Source organism: Mameliella sp. LZ-28 (assembly GCF_012274245.1).
Taxonomy (GTDB): Bacteria; Pseudomonadota; Alphaproteobacteria; order Rhodobacterales; family Rhodobacteraceae; genus Antarctobacter; species Antarctobacter albus.
In genome coordinates this window covers 479,722-497,683 of record NZ_JAANYX010000011.1, presented here as the reverse complement: position 1 = coordinate 497,683, position 17,962 = coordinate 479,722, and the positions used below count along the sequence as shown (strand labels likewise).

Annotated in this window: 15 protein-coding genes; 5 read left to right on the top strand and 10 right to left on the bottom strand. The window is 65.4% G+C overall.

Annotated features, from left to right (window positions below; genetic code table 11):
• Positions 1-7 precede the first annotated feature (7 nt).
• Complete coding sequence (locus G9Q80_RS09045) at positions 8-2,428, top strand: GcvT family protein (RefSeq protein WP_088714903.1); 2,421 nt, start codon at positions 8-10, stop codon at positions 2,426-2,428.
• 2 nt (positions 2,429-2,430) lie between these two features.
• Here G9Q80_RS09045 and G9Q80_RS09040 read toward each other — a convergent pair whose 3' ends face one another.
• The 6 genes from G9Q80_RS09040 to G9Q80_RS09015 all read right to left on the bottom strand — a co-directional run bounded on the left by G9Q80_RS09040 (position 2,431) and on the right by G9Q80_RS09015 (position 8,858).
• A complete protein-coding gene (locus G9Q80_RS09040) occupies positions 2,431-3,816 on the bottom strand; it encodes a hypothetical protein (protein WP_088714902.1) in 1,386 nt (461 codons plus the stop codon).
• A gap of 13 nt (positions 3,817-3,829) precedes the next feature.
• Positions 3,830-4,486, bottom strand: a complete 657-nt coding sequence (locus G9Q80_RS09035) for a hypothetical protein (protein WP_088714901.1) — start codon at positions 4,484-4,486, stop codon at positions 3,830-3,832.
• Between the two features lie 118 nt (positions 4,487-4,604).
• Positions 4,605-5,927, bottom strand: coding sequence for an HlyC/CorC family transporter (locus tag G9Q80_RS09030; protein ID WP_043139339.1), 1,323 nt, complete (start codon positions 5,925-5,927; stop codon positions 4,605-4,607).
• Positions 5,928-6,320: 393 nt separating this feature from the next.
• The gene (locus tag G9Q80_RS09025) at positions 6,321-7,250 is read right to left on the bottom strand and encodes a site-specific tyrosine recombinase XerD (protein WP_088714900.1); all 930 of its coding nucleotides are present in this window, start codon (positions 7,248-7,250) and stop codon (positions 6,321-6,323) included.
• A complete protein-coding gene (locus G9Q80_RS09020) occupies positions 7,247-8,719 on the bottom strand; it encodes a hypothetical protein (protein ID WP_088714899.1) in 1,473 nt (490 codons plus the stop codon). Before G9Q80_RS09020 ends, G9Q80_RS09025 begins: the two co-directional genes overlap by 4 nt.
• Complete coding sequence (locus G9Q80_RS09015; RefSeq protein ID WP_162846261.1) at positions 8,709-8,858, bottom strand: hypothetical protein; 150 nt, start codon at positions 8,856-8,858, stop codon at positions 8,709-8,711. The genes G9Q80_RS09020 and G9Q80_RS09015 overlap by 11 nt, the downstream gene beginning before the upstream one ends.
• 96 nt (positions 8,859-8,954) lie before the next feature.
• Between G9Q80_RS09015 and G9Q80_RS09010 the strand changes: the two genes are divergently transcribed.
• Both G9Q80_RS09010 and aroB read left to right on the top strand, forming a co-directional pair.
• Complete coding sequence (locus G9Q80_RS09010; RefSeq protein WP_168246446.1) at positions 8,955-9,527, top strand: shikimate kinase; 573 nt, start codon at positions 8,955-8,957, stop codon at positions 9,525-9,527.
• Positions 9,524-10,636: a 3-dehydroquinate synthase gene (gene aroB, locus G9Q80_RS09005; RefSeq protein ID WP_088714898.1), complete on the top strand. Its 1,113-nt coding sequence runs from the start codon at positions 9,524-9,526 to the stop codon at positions 10,634-10,636. Before G9Q80_RS09010 ends, aroB begins: the two co-directional genes overlap by 4 nt.
• 6 nt (positions 10,637-10,642) lie before the next feature.
• Here aroB and G9Q80_RS09000 read toward each other — a convergent pair whose 3' ends face one another.
• Together G9Q80_RS09000 and ssb are read right to left on the bottom strand one after the other, a co-directional pair.
• Positions 10,643-11,704, bottom strand: coding sequence for a site-2 protease family protein (locus G9Q80_RS09000; RefSeq protein WP_088714897.1), 1,062 nt, complete (start codon positions 11,702-11,704; stop codon positions 10,643-10,645).
• Between the two features lie 169 nt (positions 11,705-11,873).
• Positions 11,874-12,416, bottom strand: a complete 543-nt coding sequence (gene ssb / locus G9Q80_RS08995; protein WP_088714896.1) for a single-stranded DNA-binding protein — start codon at positions 12,414-12,416, stop codon at positions 11,874-11,876.
• 200 nt (positions 12,417-12,616) lie between these two features.
• On the opposite strand from ssb, the gene G9Q80_RS08990 reads away from it, so the two are divergent.
• Entirely contained in the window at positions 12,617-13,177 is a 561-nt protein-coding gene (locus G9Q80_RS08990) for a lytic transglycosylase domain-containing protein (RefSeq protein ID WP_043139433.1), read from the top strand.
• 101 nt (positions 13,178-13,278) lie between these two features.
• Positions 13,279-14,244 (top strand): hypothetical protein, encoded by a 966-nt coding sequence (locus G9Q80_RS08985; RefSeq protein ID WP_157903811.1) that lies wholly within the window; start codon positions 13,279-13,281, stop codon positions 14,242-14,244.
• Between the two features lie 75 nt (positions 14,245-14,319).
• On the opposite strand, the gene G9Q80_RS08980 is transcribed toward G9Q80_RS08985, so the two are convergent.
• Positions 14,320-16,407, bottom strand: coding sequence for a dipeptide ABC transporter ATP-binding protein (locus G9Q80_RS08980; protein ID WP_074620479.1), 2,088 nt, complete (start codon positions 16,405-16,407; stop codon positions 14,320-14,322).
• A 100-nt stretch (positions 16,408-16,507) separates the two neighbouring features.
• Positions 16,508-17,959 carry an ABC transporter permease gene (locus G9Q80_RS08975; protein WP_168246445.1) on the bottom strand — a complete coding sequence of 484 codons (1,452 nt, stop codon included), beginning with the start codon at positions 17,957-17,959 and terminating at the stop codon, positions 16,508-16,510.
• Positions 17,960-17,962 lie beyond the last annotated feature (3 nt).

The window sequence follows — 17,962 nt, the reverse complement described above, 5'->3', positions numbered from 1 at the left end:
GTGACCCATGCGCAGCGAAGCCCAAGCCGTCGTCATCGGAGGCGGCGTGATCGGATGTTCGATCCTTTACCACCTGACAAAACTCGGATGGCGGGATGTTGTCCTGCTCGAACGCGACGAGTTGACGTCGGGTTCCACCTGGCACGCGGCGGCCAATATCCACGGGCTGCACGACAGCACCAACATCAGCCGCCTGCAGCACTATACCATGACCCTTTACAAGGACCTGGAGGCGGAAACCGGCCAGAGCTGCGGTGTCTTCCAGCCCGGCAGCCTGTACCTTGCGCAGACGGTCGAGCGGGAGCACCAGCTGCGCCTGCAGGCGGCCAAGGCCAAGCTCTACGGCATGAACTTCTACGAGATCACCCGGGACGAGGCTGAGCGCCTGCACCCGCTGGTCGATTTCACCGGCATCCGCTGCATCATGTATGAACCCGATGGCGGCAACGTGGACCCGTCCGGCGTGACGGCGGCATACGCGGCGGGGGCGCGGCAACGGGGGGCGGAAATCCATCGGTTCACGCCTGTCATGGCGACGGAACAGCAGCCGGACGGGTCGTGGATCGTGCGGACGCCCAAGGGCGACATCGTAACCCCCTGGGTGGTGAACGCCGCCGGGCTCTGGGGGCGCGAGGTGGCGGCGCTGGCGGGGGTGAAGCTGCCGCTGCAACCGACCGAGCATCAGTATTTCGTGACCGAGACCATCGCCGAGATCGACGGGATGGACCGGCGCCTGCCCTCGGTCGCGGACCGGGACGGCGAGTATTACCTGCGCCAGGAAGGCAAGGGCCTGCTGATCGGCGCCTATGAACGCGACGTGCGGCTTTGGGCCGAGGACGGCACGCCGCTGGACTTTGCGCATGATCTCTTCCCGGATGATCTGGAACGCATCGAAGACAACATGATGCGCGCCATCGACCGCGTGCCGGCGGTGGGCACGGCGGGGATCAAGAGGGTCATCAACGGGCCGATGATCTGGTCGCCGGATTCCAACGTGCTGATGGGGCCGGTGCCGGAACTGAAGGGCTATTTCTGCTGCAATGGCATCATCCCCGGATTCTCGCAGTCCGGCGGCATGGGGCTGATGGCGGCGCAATGGATCGTCGAAGGCGAGATGCAGTACGACATGTTCGCCTGGGACATCGCACGTTTTGGTGATTGGGCGGATGAGACATTCATCAAGGCGCGGGTCATGAACCAGTACGCGCACCGCTTTGCCATCCACTTCCCGGGCGAGGAACGCGATGCCGGGCGTCCGGTGCGTGTACGTCCGGTCTACGAGATGCAAAACGCGATGGGGGCCAGGTTCGGGCTCAACTACGGCTGGGAGCATGCCGCATATTTCGACGCCGACCAACCCGATACGCCCGGCTTCACCCGGCAGGGATGGTGGGAAAGCGTGGGTCGCGAGGCGCGGATGCTGCGTGACACCGGCGGCATCATCGACATCTCGAACTTTGCCAAGTACCGCGTCAGCGGTACGGGCGCCGAGGACTGGCTGAACGCGCTGTTTGCCAACCGGATGCCGCGCAGGGTGGGGCGCTCCTGCCTGACGCCGCTGATCGGCAAGCGCGGCGGGATTGCCGGGGATTTCACCGTCACCCGCCTGGGCGAAGAGGAATTCTGGGTGATCGGCTCGGGCATGGCCGAGCGTTACCACCAGCGTTTCTTCGCGGATGTGCCCTTGCCCGAGGGGACGACCTCGACCTCGATGACCAATGCCATGTGCGGCTTCAACGTGGCCGGGCCGCGCTCGCGCGAGATGCTGGGGCGGTTGACCAACGCCTCGCTCGCCACCGAGGACTGGCCCTTCATGGCCTCGCAATGGATCGAGTTGGCCGGTGTGCGGGTGCTGGCGCTGCGGGTCTCCTTTACCGGTGATCTTGGCTGGGAACTCCATTGTGCCGAGGACGACCAGGCGCAGCTCTATGAGGCACTTCTGAAGGAAGGCGAAAACCTGGGGATCGGCCCGGTCGGCAGCCGTGCGCTGATGAGCCTCAGGATCGAAAAGGGCTATGGCTCGTGGGGCCGCGAGTATTCGCCCGAGTATTGGCCGCAGGAAGTGGGGCTGGCGCGGCTGTGCAAGCTGGACAAGGCGTTCCTGAACAAGCAGGCCCTGGTGGAGGTGATCGACAAGCCGGCGCGCGAGGAACTGGTGATCCTTGCGCTGGACGAGGAGGCGGTAACGGCCTCCAACGCCGATGCCACGGGCGGAGAGCCAATCTTTCGCGACGGGCAGGGCATCGGGCGCGTGACCTCTGGCGGCTATGGCTACTCGGTGGGGCGCAGCCTGGCGCTTGGCTACGTCAAGGCGGGCACGGCGGCGCCGGGTGACAGGGTCGAGGTCATGGTGCTGGGCCGCCCGCACGGGGCGGAAATCCTGGCAGAGCCGCCGTTCGACCCTTCCGGAGAGCGCCTGCGCGCCTGACCCTATTGCATCGCGGGCCAGCCGATGCTGGTCCGCAGGGCTGCGCATTTGTCGGTGCAATCCCCGCTGCACCGGCGCGCGCGCCCATCATGGGTGAAGTAATCGCATTTTCCCAAGGTGCCGTCCGGCTCGCAGAAAACGACCATTGCGCTGCCGTCGTCGCCTTGCAGGCGGTATTTGGCAATGGCGCTGGCGGAATGATAGCCACAGTCAGAGCCGCTTTGCCTCGGGCCGTGGATATCGTGGATCTGGTCGAGGTGATGTCCGCCGTCCTGTGTGAAATAGGCAGAGACCCCGCTTTCCTTGCCAGCCGCGTAGCGGACCTGTGACTTGATCGGACCGGCGGCCTGTCCGCCGTTGGGACTGGCGAAATAGCTGCACGAGAGATAATCCCGCTCATCGCCTGGCGGGATGCGGTGGGTCAGAACCTGTCCTGTCAGGTCGGGGTTGCGGGCCGGGCAATTGGCGCCGTCCGGCTGGGGGGCGACCGTGCCCGCCGTGGCGGACAGCCGCCGGTCCAGGGCGGCGATCTGGTCATTCAGAAAATCGATCTTGGCCCCGATCCGTTGCCGCATCAGCGCCGAGCTTTGCTGAAGCCTGTGCACCAAGGCCGCGATCTCGTCCCGGAACTCGGGGCTGGCGATGTCATTGGTGGTGCCGACCTCGAAGAGGATCAGCGTGATTTCCACTGTCAGATCATCCTTGGTCAGGATGCGGGGTGGCCCGCCGGGTGTCAGGGATGGCAGGATGAAGTGCTCCGGGTTCTTGAGCATCTCGCCGTAACGGCTGCGCTCTGCCGTCAGCTTGTCCCTTTCGACGGCCAGAAGCTTGTCTCGCGCCGCCTTGTTGTCGGCCAGCTTGTCCTTTTGTGCCTTGATCCGCTCATCCAGCCGCAGGGAGTCCCGATTCAAATCGGCCTGTTCGGCGACCAGTTCTTTTTCGCGCTGAACGCGGATGTTGTATTGTTGGAACAACTGGTGAATGTCGGAACAGGGCGGGTCGCAGTCGTCGACCGTGCCATTCCGCAACCGCTCCAGCGCGGTGCGTTCGGCCAGCAGGGCTCGCATCTTGTTGTTCAGATCGCGCGAGTTCTGGTTGAAGGCGCGCATCCGCTTGAGCGCTTCGATCTCTGCCGTCAGGTTGCGGATTGCGGTGTCATTGGCTTGCCAAGGTTGGATCCACGCTTTCCAAATGCGCCATTTGAAGGCTCGGATTGCTGTCAGCTCGCTTTCAACCTTGCCGCTGCGGGTAATGATCTGGCCGACCTGCTGGCGCAACTGGGCGATGGTGGCCTCGATCTGGGCGTCGGTGTCTGCGCGCGGCGGGGTGGCGGCCAGAAAAGTGACCAGGGCCAGGATCAACAGGAGTATCGGGCTGTGCCGTTTCATCCGTGACGCTCCGTCATTGGTTCGACCGCGTGAAAGCGCAGGGCGTCACCGGTTCGACAAAGCGCAGGACCAGTCCCCCGGCATCCGGATCGTGGGCGACCAGAAGGGTCACGGGGTAATCGTCGAGCATGTTCGCGACCCGGCCAGAGGCATCTGTTCGCGTGATCCGGGCCGCGTATTGCCGGACGAAGGACAGGTAGGCGTCAGGCTGTCCCGGAAGGGTCTTGCCTGCGCGGGTGCGGTCTGCCCGGGCGGTCACACGGGTGGTGAGGGTGCTGCCACTGTCCGGGTCGGTCCACAGGCTGTGTCCGTCAAAGTTGGCGTCGCCTATCGTAAAGGTGATGGAAACGCCGCTGCACCCTGTTCCCTGGCCCGTCCATTTGCCTGCGAGGGCTGTATGGGGGAAGGCGCTGACGGCGCGTGCGGCGGGAAGGGGCGAGGGCACCTCCATCGCCTCGGGGCCCGGTGCGGGCGTGCCGCGCAACAGATCCGTCAGGTCTGCCGGGCGGTTGCTCTCCGGCGCGGGTGAGGCGGGGCCGTCCTTGAGAAGGGTGTTGATATCCAGCCCCTGCGCAAGGCGCAGCGTCTCTGGGGTATCGGGCTCTGCCCAGCCGACTGTTGCGGCAAGGGCAAGCCATGCTGCCAGGTACTGCGGGCGAAGCTTTTTCATCGCGGCGTCCTCCCGGCCCGGCGAGGGCTGGACACCCCGCGCACGCTGGCCATGAGGACAGGGTATCAGGCAGGACAGCGCGGGCCTTGAGCCAAATCAAGATCGCCCCTGCGGCTGTCTAGGCGGTCCCGGAGACCAGCGGACGGACCTTGAGCTTGGTGATCCGGTTGTTTTCCCGCGCCATGACCTCGAAGCGGAAGCCGTGAAAGCTGAAGACCTGGCCCACGGTGGGGATCATCTGCGCCTCGTGGATCACGAGGCCTGCGACGGTGTTGGCCTCGTCGTCGGGCAGCGACCAGTCGGTGGCGCGGTTGAAATCGCGGATCGTCATGGCGCCGTCGATCCAATAGTGGCCATCCTCGGCGCGGCGGATCGGGTGTTCGGCGTCGGGGTCGAATTCATCGGTGATCTCGCCGACGATTTCCTCGAGGATGTCCTCGAGCGTGATCAACCCCTGCAGGCTGCCGTATTCGTCGACCACCAGCGCGAAATGCGTGCGGCGGCGCAGGAACTGGCGCATCTGGTCGTCGAGCGAGGTGGTGTCGGGGACGAAATAGGGCTTCATCGCGATGTCGGTGATGTTGAAACCCGCGATGGCGCCTGCCATCGTCTGGTCCTCGTCCACCAGTTTGTACATGGCGCGCAAGAGATCCTTGGCGTGGATGACGCCGATGATGTTCTCGGGGTCGTCGCGGAAGACCGGCAGGCGGGTGTGGCTGCTTTCCAGGCATTGTTCCAGGATTTCCTGCGGTCGCGCGTTGGCGTCGATCATCTCGATCTTGGAACGGTGCAGCATGATCTCCTCGACCGTGCGATCGCTGAGGTCCAGCGCGCCCAGGATGCGGTCGCGGTCTTCCTTTTCGACCACGCCTTCGGAATGGCCCAGTTGCAGGGCACCGGCGATTTCCTCGCGCACGGCGAGGATGTGGCTGTCTGGATCGGTGCGCACGCCGACGATGCGCAGCAATGCCCGCACCAGCACGCGCACGGCCGACACCACGGGCGCAAACAGCCGCACAACCAGCGCGATGGGGGCCGACACGCGCGAGGCGGCGGTTTCGGGGTTGGTGATGGCATAGGTCTTGGGCAGGACCTCGGCGAAAATCAGCACCAGGAGGGTCATGACCAGCGTGGCGTAGACGACGCCGCCCTCGCCGAAGGCCTGGGTGAAAATGCTGGTGGCCAGCGCCGTGGCCAGGATGTTGACCAGGTTGTTGCCCAACAGGACCGAGCCGATCAGCCTTTCGTTGTCCTCAGTGATGCCGAGCGCGCGCAGGGCCCCGGAATTGCCCTTGTCGGCGGCTGCGCGCAGCTTGCCCCGCGAAGCGGCGGTGAGGGCGGTTTCGGAGCCGGAAAAGAAGGCCGACAGCATGATGAGGGCCAAAATCGCGGCAGAGGAGATCCAGAAAGCGGCGTCGAAAGAGCCGGTCGATGCGTCCATGTAAGCGGTCCTTTGGGTTTGATCCGGTTATGGGGGCGCGGCAGGACGGGATCAAGGGGGCGGCGGGACGGGACTGTTTGCGGCCTTGCCGCAAAGACGCCCGCCCGCCGACCCATCTGGACAGGCTGTGCCTGTTTGTTGCTTCCGGAGTCACCAGGGAACAGGCATCGCCTGTTACCCTGCACCCTCCCTCGCTTTTTGAGGGCCTGAGCCAGCGCACGGGGCTTTGCAAGGGCAAGCCGCGCGGGGCGCGGGCCTGCGGCCCCTTGCAAAGCCCCGCGCCCCGGCTCTGATCGGCCTCAAGCGATGGAGGGCTCCGGGGAACAGGCTGCGCGCCGGTTCGCCGTGAGTGCGATCTGTCCGGCCGGCGCCCCGTTGTCGCCGGGCGCGGTATCAGTCGTCTTTTGCAAGCGGATGGTGATCCAGCACCAGATCGCGCAGGCGTTCTTCGAGCACATGTGTGTAGATTTCGGTCGTGGCCACGTCGGCGTGGCCCAGCAGGGTCTGGATGGCGCGCAGGTCGGCGCCATTGGCCAGGAGATGCGTGGCGAAGGCATGGCGCAGGGTATGGGGCGTGACTTTATCCGGCGAGACGCCGGCCTCGACCGCGAAATCCTTGATCAACATGTAGAAGGCGTGTCGGGTCAGGTGACCCGCCTTGCCCCTGGATGGAAAGAGAAAGCTTGAGGCGGGTTTGCCCCGGGCCTTCGCGCTGTCCTCCTGCGCTTCGCGGGTGGCGAGCCAGTCGGCCAGCGACGTCCGGGCCGGGGGAGAGAGCGGAACCATGCGTTCCTTGCCGCCCTTGCCGCGGATCAGCAACATCCTCGGATCGCCCCGCGCCGCGGCCAGCGGCAAGGAGACAAGCTCGCTGACCCGCATGCCCGTCGCATAGAGAACCTGCATCAGGCAGGCGTTCCGGCTGCGGTCGGCGGCACTGCGTCCATGTGCCTGCGCGGCCTCCAGCAGGCGGTCGACCTCGTCGACCGAGAGCGTCTTGGGCAGGCGCTTGTCGCGGCCCGGGCCGGCGATCTGCAGCGCCGGGTTGTCCTGGCGCATCCCTTCCTCGAAGGCGAAACGGTAAAGCTGTTTCACTGCGGACAGACGGCGCGCGCGGGTGGCTTTGGACAGGCCCTGAGCGTCGCAATGCACGAGGTATGCCGTGATGTCGTCCTCTGACGCGCTGGCGAAATCCTTGCCCGCGTCCGTCAGCCAGTCCTGGACATGCGCCAGGTCGTGGTCATAGGCGGCAAGGGTATTGGCGGCCGCCCCGCGTTCGGCGGCCAGCGCCTCTAGGAACAGTGGCACCCAGCGCGCCGGTGTCATCGGCGGGCCCGTTCGGCATCGAGGATCATCAGTTCCAGCGCCGAGCGCCGGGCGAGTTCCTCCAGCCCCAGGCTGCGGAAGGCAGCAATGGCATCGGTCAGATCCTGTCCGTTGCCCGCCGCGCCGGAGGCAAAAAGCACCATCGCGCGCAGGATGACCTCACCCAGGCGACCTTCGGCCAGCTGCGATCGGAGCGCACGGGGCATGGCCGCGCCGGAGAATCCCGCGGCCACGGCCTGTGCATGGGGCAGGTCGGCCATTTCCGCCGGGGCCAGGCCCCGGGCAATGGCGGTCAGGAAACGGGTCTCGCGGCTGCCGTCGGTCAATTCCAGCGCCAGCGCCTCGTAGGCGGGCGACAGGAAACCCGCGCGGCGAGCAAGACCGGCGGCACGTCCGTCCATCGAGATTTCCGACAGGCGTTCGCCGTAAAGCTCTGCAAAAGGCACCAGAAGCCGGCCCGACGCCATTTGCGGCCAGACCCGTTCCAGTTCCTGCGCGATCGCGCCGGGCGTCCCCCGGTTCAGGGCCCGTTCGAAATCCTGCAAGGCATCGACCCGGTCCCAGACGCCGCCCGAGGCAGCGGGCTGGCGCAGGGTGTAGATGCCGAGCAGCCGGTTGGCGGGCAGGCTGCCGGCCCGTGCGAGCCGTTCGGCGGCCTGGATCTGGGCGCGCCAGCCATTGTCTCCACCCAGGTCGAGGACCGCGAAGGGCAGCGGCAGGGGCGCGGTGGGCAGCGGCTCTCCCAGCGCTTCGAACAGTCGGAATTCCAAGGGGGTCGGGCGCACGGGTGGGAGGAGCGGTGCATCACTGGCCAGTTCGGGATCCAGGAACCGGGTCAGCAGCTCGGCCCGGCGTCCGCGGATGTCGCCCAGGGTCTGCGCGCTTTGCAGGACCAGCGCCGCACGGCGCCAATCGCCGTCGCGGGCGGTGCAGAAAATCCGCAGGGACAGGTCGTCACTCAGTCTTGGCTGCGCCGAGAGCGCCCGGCAGACCGGCGCGGATTCCCCCAGCAGCAACGCCAGGTCGGACCAGATCGAGAAGAGATGCGGGTCCTGCACCCCGGTGATGTCGAGCAATGCCAGCGCCTCTTCGACAAGGCCCTGGTCTTCGAGCCAGGTGAGGCGCGCGGTCAGATGGGCCAGGTCGCGATCGTCCGCCGGCGGATCGGCTTCGGCCAGCATCATCACCCGCATGTGCGCCCGCAGCGCGGGAACCGGCAAGTCCAGCGCGCGGATCAACCCTTCGAGCGTTGCCGGATCCGACCCGCGCCACATATCCGTGGTCAGACCGGTCAGGCGCGGTGACAACAGCCCCGCGGCGCCGGGATTGGGCGCCGAAAGCGGGGCTTCGTCGACCCGGGGCGGATTGGCACTTTGTGCGACCGGGGCATCCTGGGCCGCCACCGTTCCGGCCAGAAAGAGCGCGGCGCAAAACGCCAGCGGCAGGCTGTGGCCCGGTTCAACCGTCATCGAGTTGCACCGGCAACCGGCGCTCGGACTGGGGCGGGCTGAAATCCGCTCCGAAGAAGGGTCCGACATAGGCATAGGCGACAAGCGCCAGCGCCCCCAGGACCAGCAGATAGAATAGCCATTTGATCAACCGCCCCATTAGGTCGCGCCCCCTGCCTCGTCTTTTTTCAACTTATACCTAGCCTTTTTGTCGCGATCACGTCATTCACGCAACAGGTTAAGCGATGGGCGAGGGATGGCCGAAGGCACGGTTCACAAGGGTTTGATCCTGCACAAGACAATTGTCTTCGTGGGCATGATGGGGGCAGGCAAGACGGCGGTGGGCCGGACGCTGGCGGCACAGCTTGGCGTCATGTTCCGCGATTCGGATCACGAGATCGAGGAAGCCGCCAACATGACCATCGCAGAGATATTCGCCCGCGTTGGCGAACCCTTTTTTCGACGCAAGGAAAGCCAGGTGATCGAGCGCCTGCTGGAAGGCAAGCCCGGCGTCCTGTCGACCGGCGGAGGGGCCTTCTTGTCCGCAGACAACCGCCAGATGATCTCGCGCATGGGGGTCTCTGTCTGGTTGGATGCGGACCTGGATCTGTTGTGGGAACGGGTGCGCCACAAGGACACCCGACCGCTGCTGCGCACGCCAGATCCCAAGGGCACGTTGCGGCAGCTCTACGAGGCAAGGGTGCCGGTCTATGCGCAGGCTGATGTGGCGGTGCCTTCGGCACCGGGCTTGTCGCTGGACCAGATGGCAAAGCGGGTCAAGGCCGCGCTGTTGGACAACCGGCCGGACGTGCTGGAGAAGGTGGAATGATCGAAACGGTGAATGTCCCGCTGCCGGGACGCGAATACGAGGTGCGCATCGGCGCCGGTCTGCTGTCGCGGGCCGGGGCAGAGATCGCGCCGCTGCTGAAACGCCCGCGCGTGGCCATTGTCAGCGACGAAAATGTCGCCGCGTCGCATCTGGCCACGCTGGAGGCGGCGCTTGCCGCCGGAGGTATAGAAAGCGTGGCCCTGACCCTGCCGCCGGGCGAGTCGACGAAAGGCTGGCCGCAGTTCACCCGCACCGTCGAATGGCTGTTGGAACAGAAGGTCGAACGGCGCGACATCGTGGTGGCCCTGGGCGGTGGCGTGATCGGTGACCTCGTGGGATTTGCCGCCGCGGTTCTCCGCCGGGGTGTCCGTTTCGTGCAGATCCCGACCAGTCTACTGGCGCAGGTCGACAGTTCGGTGGGCGGCAAGACCGGCATCAATGCGCCACAGGGCAAGAACCTGATCGGGGCCTTTCACCAGCCCGCGCTGGTTCTGGCGGACATCGGCGTCCTCGAAACCCTGACACCGCGCGATTTCCTGGCCGGATATGGCGAAGTGGTGAAATACGGGCTGCTGGGCGATGCGGCGTTCTTTGACTGGCTGGAGACCAACGGCGCCAAGGTCGCCGGGGGTGATCGTGACGCGCGGGCCTATGCGGTGCAACGCTCGGTCGAGATGAAGGCCGAGATCGTCTTGCGCGACGAGACGGAACAGGGCGACCGGGCGCTGTTGAACCTTGGCCATACCTTCTGTCACGCGCTGGAGGCGGCAACGGGCTATTCCGACCGCCTGTTGCACGGCGAGGGCGTGGCGATTGGCTGTGCGCTGGCTTTTGAGCTGTCGGCGCGGCTTGGCCTCTGTTCGCAGGAGGATCCCAGCCGGGTCCGGGCGCTGCTGAAGGACAGCGGAATGCGCTGCGACCTGGCCGATATCCCGGGCGACCTGCCGGATGCGGAGGCGCTGCTGGAACTGATGGGGCAGGACAAGAAGGTGGTGGATGGCCAGCTGCGGTTCATCCTGGCACGCGGCATCGGCGAGGCCTTCGTGACCTCCGATGTGCCGCGCGACATGGTTCGCACCTTGCTGGCAGAACAGCTCTCCGACCGCTGATCCCGGTCACTTCCGGCTGCGCAGCACCATCAGTTCGCCCAGGTTCTCCGAGGTGACATAGCCCACGACGTGCCCGCCGGCGTCTGTTGCCGCGACGGCGGGTGCCTGTTGCAGCGCGTCCATCGCCTTGGCCAGCGGGGCCGACAGGGGCAGGGCCGGGACCTCTTCCATTTCTTCGCCGACGGGATGGGTGTTGTGTCCCTCGGCCATCGCGCGAAACAGGGCCTGCCGGGTCAGGAACCCGGCCAGCCGCCCATCGGCATGCAGGACGGGAAACTCATGCTGCGTGGTGCGGATCAGGGTCTGGGCGGCGACATGCATCGGGTCCGAGGGCGACAGGCTTTCGAAGCTGGTGATGACCGCGTCGCGCAGGTGCAGGCCCTCGGCCAGGTCGCGGCTTTCGACGTCCCGCGCCTCGGCCTGGGCGGCGACAAAGATGAAGAGCGCGATCAACAGCAGGATCAGGTTGCCCGAGGTCAGCCCGAGGAAGCCGAAGAGAAAGGCCGCGATTTGTCCTGCAGTCGCGGCGACGCGCGTGGCGCGCACCCGGTCCATGCTCATCGATAGGGCCGCCCGCAGCACGCGCCCTCCATCCATCGGGAAGGCCGGGATCAGGTTGAAGACCGCCAGGAAGAGGTTCACCGCCGCCAGCCGGCCCAGGAAATCCTGCGGGTTCGTCGGATCGGCCAGGGCTTCCATCTCTGTCGAGGCACCAAAGACGATCAACAGGCCCCAGATGACCACGTTTACCGCCGGACCGGCCAGGGCCACCGCGATCTCATGTGCCGGATTCTCGGGCATCCTTTCCATCCGGGCCATGCCGCCGATGGGCAACAGCGTGATGTCCGGTGTCTTGATGCCATAGCGCCGTGCCATCAGCGCGTGGCCGTATTCATGCGCCACGACACAGCCGAACAGCGCCAGAATGAACAGCGTGTTGTCCAGCGCCGCCGCTGTGCCGCTTTCCGCCCAGGCGGCGGCGGCCACCCATGCCAGCAGCAGGAAAAAGGTCGCGTGCACGCGCAGTTCGGACCCGAGAAGGTGGCCAAGGCGGAAGGTCCAGGTCATGTCGTCTCCTGTCGGACAGTTTGTTGCGCCAGAGATAAGACCTGATCCGGTGGGGCGCTACCGTGCGCAACGTCAAGCCCAAAACGAAACGGCGCCTGCCGCTGGGGCAGGCGCCGTTCGAATGTCCGGCCAGGTCTGGCAAGGCCGACCGACCGGCCGACCATGCACATCAGAACGGGATTTCGTCGTCGATGTCGCGCGCGGGCGCCCGGGACGGACCCGAACCGCCGCCAGAGCCGCCACCCGACCCACCGCCGTAACCCGGATCGTCGTAGCCGCCGCGGTCGTCGTAGCCACCGCCACCACCACCGTAGCCGCCACCCGATCCGCCGCCAAAGCCACCACCGCCGCCGCCTTCGCTGCGGCTGTCGAGAAGGGTCAGTTCACCGCGGTAGGGGCGCAGCACGATCTCTGTCGAATAGCGGTCCTGACCGTTCTGGTCCTGCCATTTACGGGTTTCCAGCTGGCCCTCGATATAGACCTTGGACCCTTTGCGCAGGTATTGCTCGGCGATGCGGGCGAGAGGTTCCGAAAAGATGGCAACCGAGTGCCATTCGGTCCGCTCGCGGCGCTCGCCGGTGTTGCGATCCTTCCAGTTTTCCGAGGTGGCGATGCGCAGGTTGCAGACCTTGCCGCCGTTCTGGAAGGTGCGCGTCTCGGGATCTCTCCCGAGGTTGCCCACCAGGATCACCTTGTTCACGGAACCGGCCATGTATCTCCCCTTCGAATCTCATCGGCGCTGATCCGCCGAGACTACACCCATCATGGAACCACGCGAAAGGTGCGCCCCGGCGGCACTGGCGAAATCGCCGAAAATGCGTATAGTCGCAACCGTAAGTTTTGATTTAGGGGGATAGTGGCATGTTGCGCGCGGGTTTTCGCACGGCCGGATTGGGGCTGGCCCTGGGGGTTATGGCAGGAGGCGCATGGGCCGACGTCCTGTCGACCAAGAACCGATCTCACATCTTTTCCAGTCAGACCAAGGTGCTCGATAACCGGGCGGCGCAGCAGTACAAAAGCTCTATCCGGCTGCAGCCGCCAAAGGTGGTCACGCCCACCAAGTGGGGTCCGGATACCGATGGCGATTTGCCCGTCTACCGCGGGCGCTACAACGGGGAATATGCCCAGATGGCGCGCGTGGCCGCGCGCAAGCACGGCATCCCCGAAGACCTGTTCCTGCGGCTTGTGAACCAGGAATCCCGGTTCAATCCCAAGGCAAAGTCGCACAAGGGCGCAATCGGGCTGGCCCAGCTGATGCCGGACACCGCGCGGCGCCTGGGGGTCGATCCGCATGACCCGGCGCAGAACCTCGAAGGCGGGGCGCGCTACCTCAAGCAGCAGTTCCAGAAGTTCGGCAGCTGGCGCCTGGCGCTTGCGGCCTACAATGCCGGTCCCGGTGCCGTGACCAAGCACAAGGGTGTGCCGCCGTATCGAGAGACCCGCAACTACGTCAAAATCATTCTCGGAGGCTGACGCGGGCTCAAACCGGGCCGAAGCCGGCGCGGCTTAAACCTTGGTTATGCCTTTGCTGCCAGACTGCATTCCGTCGTCGCTCTGATCGCGGGAACGGTGGAATGGGGAATCATCACTTGTGGTGGATCTTGAACGCGGGGCGCCGGGGCGCTGCGCTGATATGTCTTGTCCTGTCTTTGCTGGCCAGTGCCTCTGCGGTCGTGGCCCAGGGGTGCCAGGTGCCCGGAGAGTTGATGGGCGTCGCCCGCACGCTTGCGGTTCTGCCTGCGGATCGCTCCGATCTGCCGCCGGCCATGACGGCCCGGTTGGGGGCACAGCTGGACAGCCTGTCAGAGGCGCGAATCCTCGATGCCCTGACCGACAGCGGGATGGACAGTGTCACCCCCGTTGCCATCAACGTCCTGGCAGAGGCCGAGCGGCTCGCAAATGGGGGCCAATACAATCCGGCCCGCCTGTCGGCCCTGTTGCGCGACCTTGACCAGCAGACCACGCTGGCCTGTGTGACATCCGGGACGTCGATCTTTCAGCGCATGCAAAGCGGGCGCGACGGCGGTGTCTTTTCCAAGGCCAGCGGCGCCTGGTCCGAGATCGAGCGTCGCGCGCAGGAGGAAAAGCTGTTTGCCGCCGGTGCGGTCGTCGTCCTGATGGTCGGGTTCATTTCCTTGCTGGTGCTGATCGACACCGGGTATCGCTGGATCATGGCGTTGCTTTACAACCGCAAGGCCTGTCGCATCGCCGCCGACCTCGAGGTGGGGGGCAAACTGGTCGAGGGGCTGGTGATCACCCTGGGCAAGGGCGGGTGCCGCTTTCATCCGCTCAGCGCCAAGGCCTTTGACGCCGTCCTGCCCCAGTTGCGCGGTTCGGGGCCGGTCAGGCTCCGGATCGAGGGCGAGGAATTGCAGGTGCAAGGCAGTGGCATACACGAGCTCTATACCGATTTTCTGTTCCTGCGCCCGATCACGCTGAAACAGCAGCGCGATCTGCTCGAACACTCGTCGATCTCTCCCTACCATGTCCGCAAGGCGCGCGATGGTGGAGAACGCGAGGCAAGACGCCTGGTCGGCTAGGGTACTCTGACTACCCTGGTCGCGCGGCCTGGCAAGGAGCCTGCGCCGGGCCACCTGGCCCGGCGCAGGGCAGGATCATTCCGCCGCGATCTTGATGACCGGTTCCATCGCGTCAAACTCGCTGTCCGCGAGGTGGCACTTGATCTGGTGACCATCGGCCATCACGCGCACCGGCGGCACTTCCTTGTCGCACAGCCCGCCGGGGACCTTGTCCTTCCAGCGGCAGCGCGTCTGGAACGGACAGCCAGGGGGCGGGTTCATCGCCGAGGGAATGTCGCCTTCCAGCACGATATGGGTCTTTTCCACATGCGTGTCGGCGATCGGCACCGCCGACAGCAGCGCCTCGGTGTAGGGGTGATAAGGCGGCGAAAAGACCTGGTCCGTCGTGCCCAGCTCGACCACATGACCAAGGTACATCACCATGACCCGGTCGCTGAGATAGCGGACGATCGACAGGTCGTGGCTGATGAACAGAAGCGTCGTCTTCTGCTCGCGCTGGATCTCCATCAGCAGGTCCGTGACCGCTGCCTGAACCGACACGTCCAGCGCCGAGACGGGCTCGTCCGCCACGACGATCCGCGCACCGCCGGCAAAGGCCCGCGCGATCCCGACCCGCTGTTTTTGCCCGCCCGAGAGCTGGCGCGGCATCCGCTCGGCAAAGGCGCGCGGCAGCTTCACCAGGTCCAGCAGACGCAGCATCTCCTGCCTGCGGTCCTCGTCGGAATTACCGTGTTCGAAGATCTCCAGCGCCCGCATGATCTGCCGGCCCACCGTCATCGAGGGGTTGAGCGTATCGAAGGGGTTCTGGAACACCATCTGCACGTCCGCCACGGTCTGCGTGTCGCGCCGTTCGATGGGCGTGCTTTCGATGTTGCGGTTGTCCAGAAGGATCTGTCCGTCCGTGGCCGTTTCCAGCCCCATCAGCACCTTGGCAAAGGTCGACTTGCCGCAGCCGGATTCGCCGACGATGGCCAGCGTCTCGGATTCGCGCGCCTCGAAACTCAGGGTCTCGTTGGCCTTGACCACCTTCTTTTCGCCGGAACTGCCGAACAGCGCGTTGGCGGCCACCTCGTAGTATTTCTTGAGGTTGTCCATCTTGAGCACGACCTTGCCCGGTTCCGCCTTCTCGTTGGTCGATGTGCTGACCAGCGGAGCGTTCCAGTCGATCTCCTGGAACTTCAGGCAGCGTGAACGGTGCCGGTCATCCCCGGGGACGTCCTCCATCGGAATCCGGTCCATCGCGTCGCAGCGCCCGGCCTCGAAGTAATCGCAGCGGGGACCAAAGTTGCAGCCCGGCGGGCGTTCATGGGGCAGGGGAAAGTTGCCGGGAATGGCCACCAGCGGGCGCGCGTTCTTGTCCGCGCCGGGCAGGGGGATCGAGCGGAACAGCGCCTGCGTGTAGGGGTGCTGCATCTTGTCGAACACGTCCTCGATGCTGCCGGTCTCGACCGCTTCGCCGGAATACATCACGCAGATGCGGTCGCAGGTCTCCAGCACCAGGCCAAGGTTGTGCGAGATGAACAGCATCGAAGTACCGTATTTCTCGCCCAGTTCCTTGACCAGCTGCACAACCGCGGCCTCGACGGTCACGTCCAGCGCCGTGGTCGGCTCGTCCAGGATCAGGAGTGCCGGCTCCGCCATCAGGGCCAGCGCGATCACGATCCGCTGCTGCTGTCCGCCCGACAACTGGTGCGGATAGCTGTCGAGGATGCGCTTGGGGTCGGGCAGCTTGACGTCCGTGACCACCTGCAGGGCGCGCTCGTAGGCCTCTTCCTTGCTGACTCCCTTGTGGATCATGGGCACTTCCATGAGCTGCTTGGCGATCTTCATCGCCGGGTTCAGGCTGGCCATCGGCTCCTGGTAGATCATCGCGATCTCCGAGCCGCGGATGTGGCGCAGCTCTTCCTGGCTCATCTCGTTCAGGTTGCGGCCCTTGAACTTGATCGAACCGCCGACGATGCGGCCGTTCTTGCCAAGGTCCTGCATCACCCCCAGCGCCACGGTAGACTTGCCGCAGCCGGATTCGCCCACGAGGCCCACCGCCTCGCCCGGCCTGACCCGGACCGAGAAATCCATCACCGCCGGAATCTCGCGCAGCCGGGTGAAGAAGGAAATCGAAAGGTCGTCGATCTCTAGGATCGGCCCGTCGTAATCGTCTGTCATGTCACTCTCCCTGTCGGAGGGACCGAGAAACCTCCTTGGTTTCTTCTTGGTCCAAATACACCCGGGGGTCTGGGGGCGGAGCCCCCAGCCTTTCCTTCCATTAATCCCGCAGGGATTCCTCGCGCAGCCCGTCTGCCAGCAGGTTCAATCCCAGAACCAGGCTCAGCAGCGCCAGCGCCGGCGGCAGGGCCGGGTGCAGGTAGATCGAGAGCAGCTTGTGCCCCTCGTTGATCGTCGAGCCCCAGTCCGGGCTTTCCGGCGGCAGGCCCAGTCCGAAGAAACCCAGTGTTCCCAGCAGGATCGTCGTGTAGCCGATGCGCAGGCAGAAATCGACGATCAGCGGCCCGCGCGCGTTGGGCAGGATCTCCCACAGCATGATGTACCAGGGACGTTCGCCCCGGGTCTGCGCCGCGGCGACATAGTCGCGCGTCTTGATGTCCATCGTCAGGCCCCGCACGATGCGGAACACCGTGGGAGAGTTGACGAAGACCACCGAGACGAAGACCACCAGCACACCGCCGGGCACGTCGAAGAAATCGAGCGGCCAGAAGGTGATCCGCGAGGCGGTGGGGTCCGGGTTGTTGATCACGGACATGTAGACCAGGAACATCGGGACCAGGATGATTGCCAGCCAGATGTAATCCTTTTGCGGCTGGGTGCGGTAGCGCGAGTGGATCAGCACGCCCGCAAAGATCAGCGGAAAGAGGAACAGCACCACCGCCATGAACTGCGGCAGGCCCGTCGCCACGATTTCCGGTGTCACCAGCAGGTAGAACAGCAGGATGACCGGGAAGGCGAGGATCAGGTTGGCGAAAAAGCTCAGCGCCGTGTCCAGGCGACCGCCGTAGTAACCGGCGGGCAGGCCCAGCGTGATCCCAACCATGAAGGCAAAGAGCGTGGCCAGCGGTGCAATGGCGATCACGATGGTCGACCCGGCCACGACGCGACTGAAGATGTCGCGCGCAAGGTTGTCGCCGCCAAAGAGGTACCACTGGAAATCGCCATCCTCGGCGCCGCGCAGGGGGGTGCCGGGCACCTTGTTCTTCATGCCGGAGACCTGGCTCAGCGGGTCATGCGTGGCGATCATGTCGAAGGCGCCGTAGAAGAATGCTGTGTAGACCCAGAACATCACCAGGCCAAAGCCGATCATCCCGATCATCGAGTCGAAGAGCTTGCCATAGAGGCCAAGGCTGCGCTTGAACTGGATCGAGACGACGAAGGTCAGCACCAGGGCGATCCAGACGGGAACGAATTGTCGGCTGATGCCGCCGATGATCCCGGCGCCTGTGCCCATCGCGGCGCCTGCCACGATATAGGCCAGCACCACCAGCAAAAGCGCCAGCCCCAGCCAGGTCACCAGCTTCGCGGACAGGCCCCAGATACCGCCGGTGGCGATGATCGTGCCGTCCGGGTTGGTCTGGATGCCGGTGTCCGGCTCGAAGAAGGACAGGATGATCTTGGCCACGAGGGCGACCGCGAAAACGGGCACCAGGATGGTCAAGATCGGGTTAAGGACGGGCCCGAGGCCGCCGGTCCATGTCAAGGGATCCATTCT

What these genes read in the sequence shown, in the direction of transcription:
- G9Q80_RS09045 (WP_088714903.1), top strand. Translation starts at nt 8, where the DNA reads ATGCGCAGCGAAGCCCAAGCCGTCGTCATCGGAGGCGGCGTGATCGGA.
- G9Q80_RS09040 (WP_088714902.1), bottom strand. Translation starts at nt 3,816, where the DNA reads ATGAAACGGCACAGCCCGATACTCCTGTTGATCCTGGCCCTGGTCACT.
- G9Q80_RS09035 (WP_088714901.1), bottom strand. Translation starts at nt 4,486, where the DNA reads ATGAAAAAGCTTCGCCCGCAGTACCTGGCAGCATGGCTTGCCCTTGCC.
- G9Q80_RS09030 (WP_043139339.1), bottom strand. Translation starts at nt 5,927, where the DNA reads ATGGACGCATCGACCGGCTCTTTCGACGCCGCTTTCTGGATCTCCTCT.
- G9Q80_RS09025 (WP_088714900.1), bottom strand. Translation starts at nt 7,250, where the DNA reads ATGACACCGGCGCGCTGGGTGCCACTGTTCCTAGAGGCGCTGGCCGCC.
- G9Q80_RS09020 (WP_088714899.1), bottom strand. Translation starts at nt 8,719, where the DNA reads ATGACGGTTGAACCGGGCCACAGCCTGCCGCTGGCGTTTTGCGCCGCG.
- G9Q80_RS09015 (WP_162846261.1), bottom strand. Translation starts at nt 8,858, where the DNA reads ATGGGGCGGTTGATCAAATGGCTATTCTATCTGCTGGTCCTGGGGGCG.
- G9Q80_RS09010 (WP_168246446.1), top strand. Translation starts at nt 8,955, where the DNA reads ATGGCCGAAGGCACGGTTCACAAGGGTTTGATCCTGCACAAGACAATT.
- aroB (WP_088714898.1), top strand. Translation starts at nt 9,524, where the DNA reads ATGATCGAAACGGTGAATGTCCCGCTGCCGGGACGCGAATACGAGGTG.
- G9Q80_RS09000 (WP_088714897.1), bottom strand. Translation starts at nt 11,704, where the DNA reads ATGACCTGGACCTTCCGCCTTGGCCACCTTCTCGGGTCCGAACTGCGC.
- ssb (WP_088714896.1), bottom strand. Translation starts at nt 12,416, where the DNA reads ATGGCCGGTTCCGTGAACAAGGTGATCCTGGTGGGCAACCTCGGGAGA.
- G9Q80_RS08990 (WP_043139433.1), top strand. Translation starts at nt 12,617, where the DNA reads ATGGCAGGAGGCGCATGGGCCGACGTCCTGTCGACCAAGAACCGATCT.
- G9Q80_RS08985 (WP_157903811.1), top strand. Translation starts at nt 13,279, where the DNA reads ATGGGGAATCATCACTTGTGGTGGATCTTGAACGCGGGGCGCCGGGGC.
- G9Q80_RS08980 (WP_074620479.1), bottom strand. Translation starts at nt 16,407, where the DNA reads ATGACAGACGATTACGACGGGCCGATCCTAGAGATCGACGACCTTTCG.
- G9Q80_RS08975 (WP_168246445.1), bottom strand. Translation starts at nt 17,959, where the DNA reads ATGGATCCCTTGACATGGACCGGCGGCCTCGGGCCCGTCCTTAACCCG.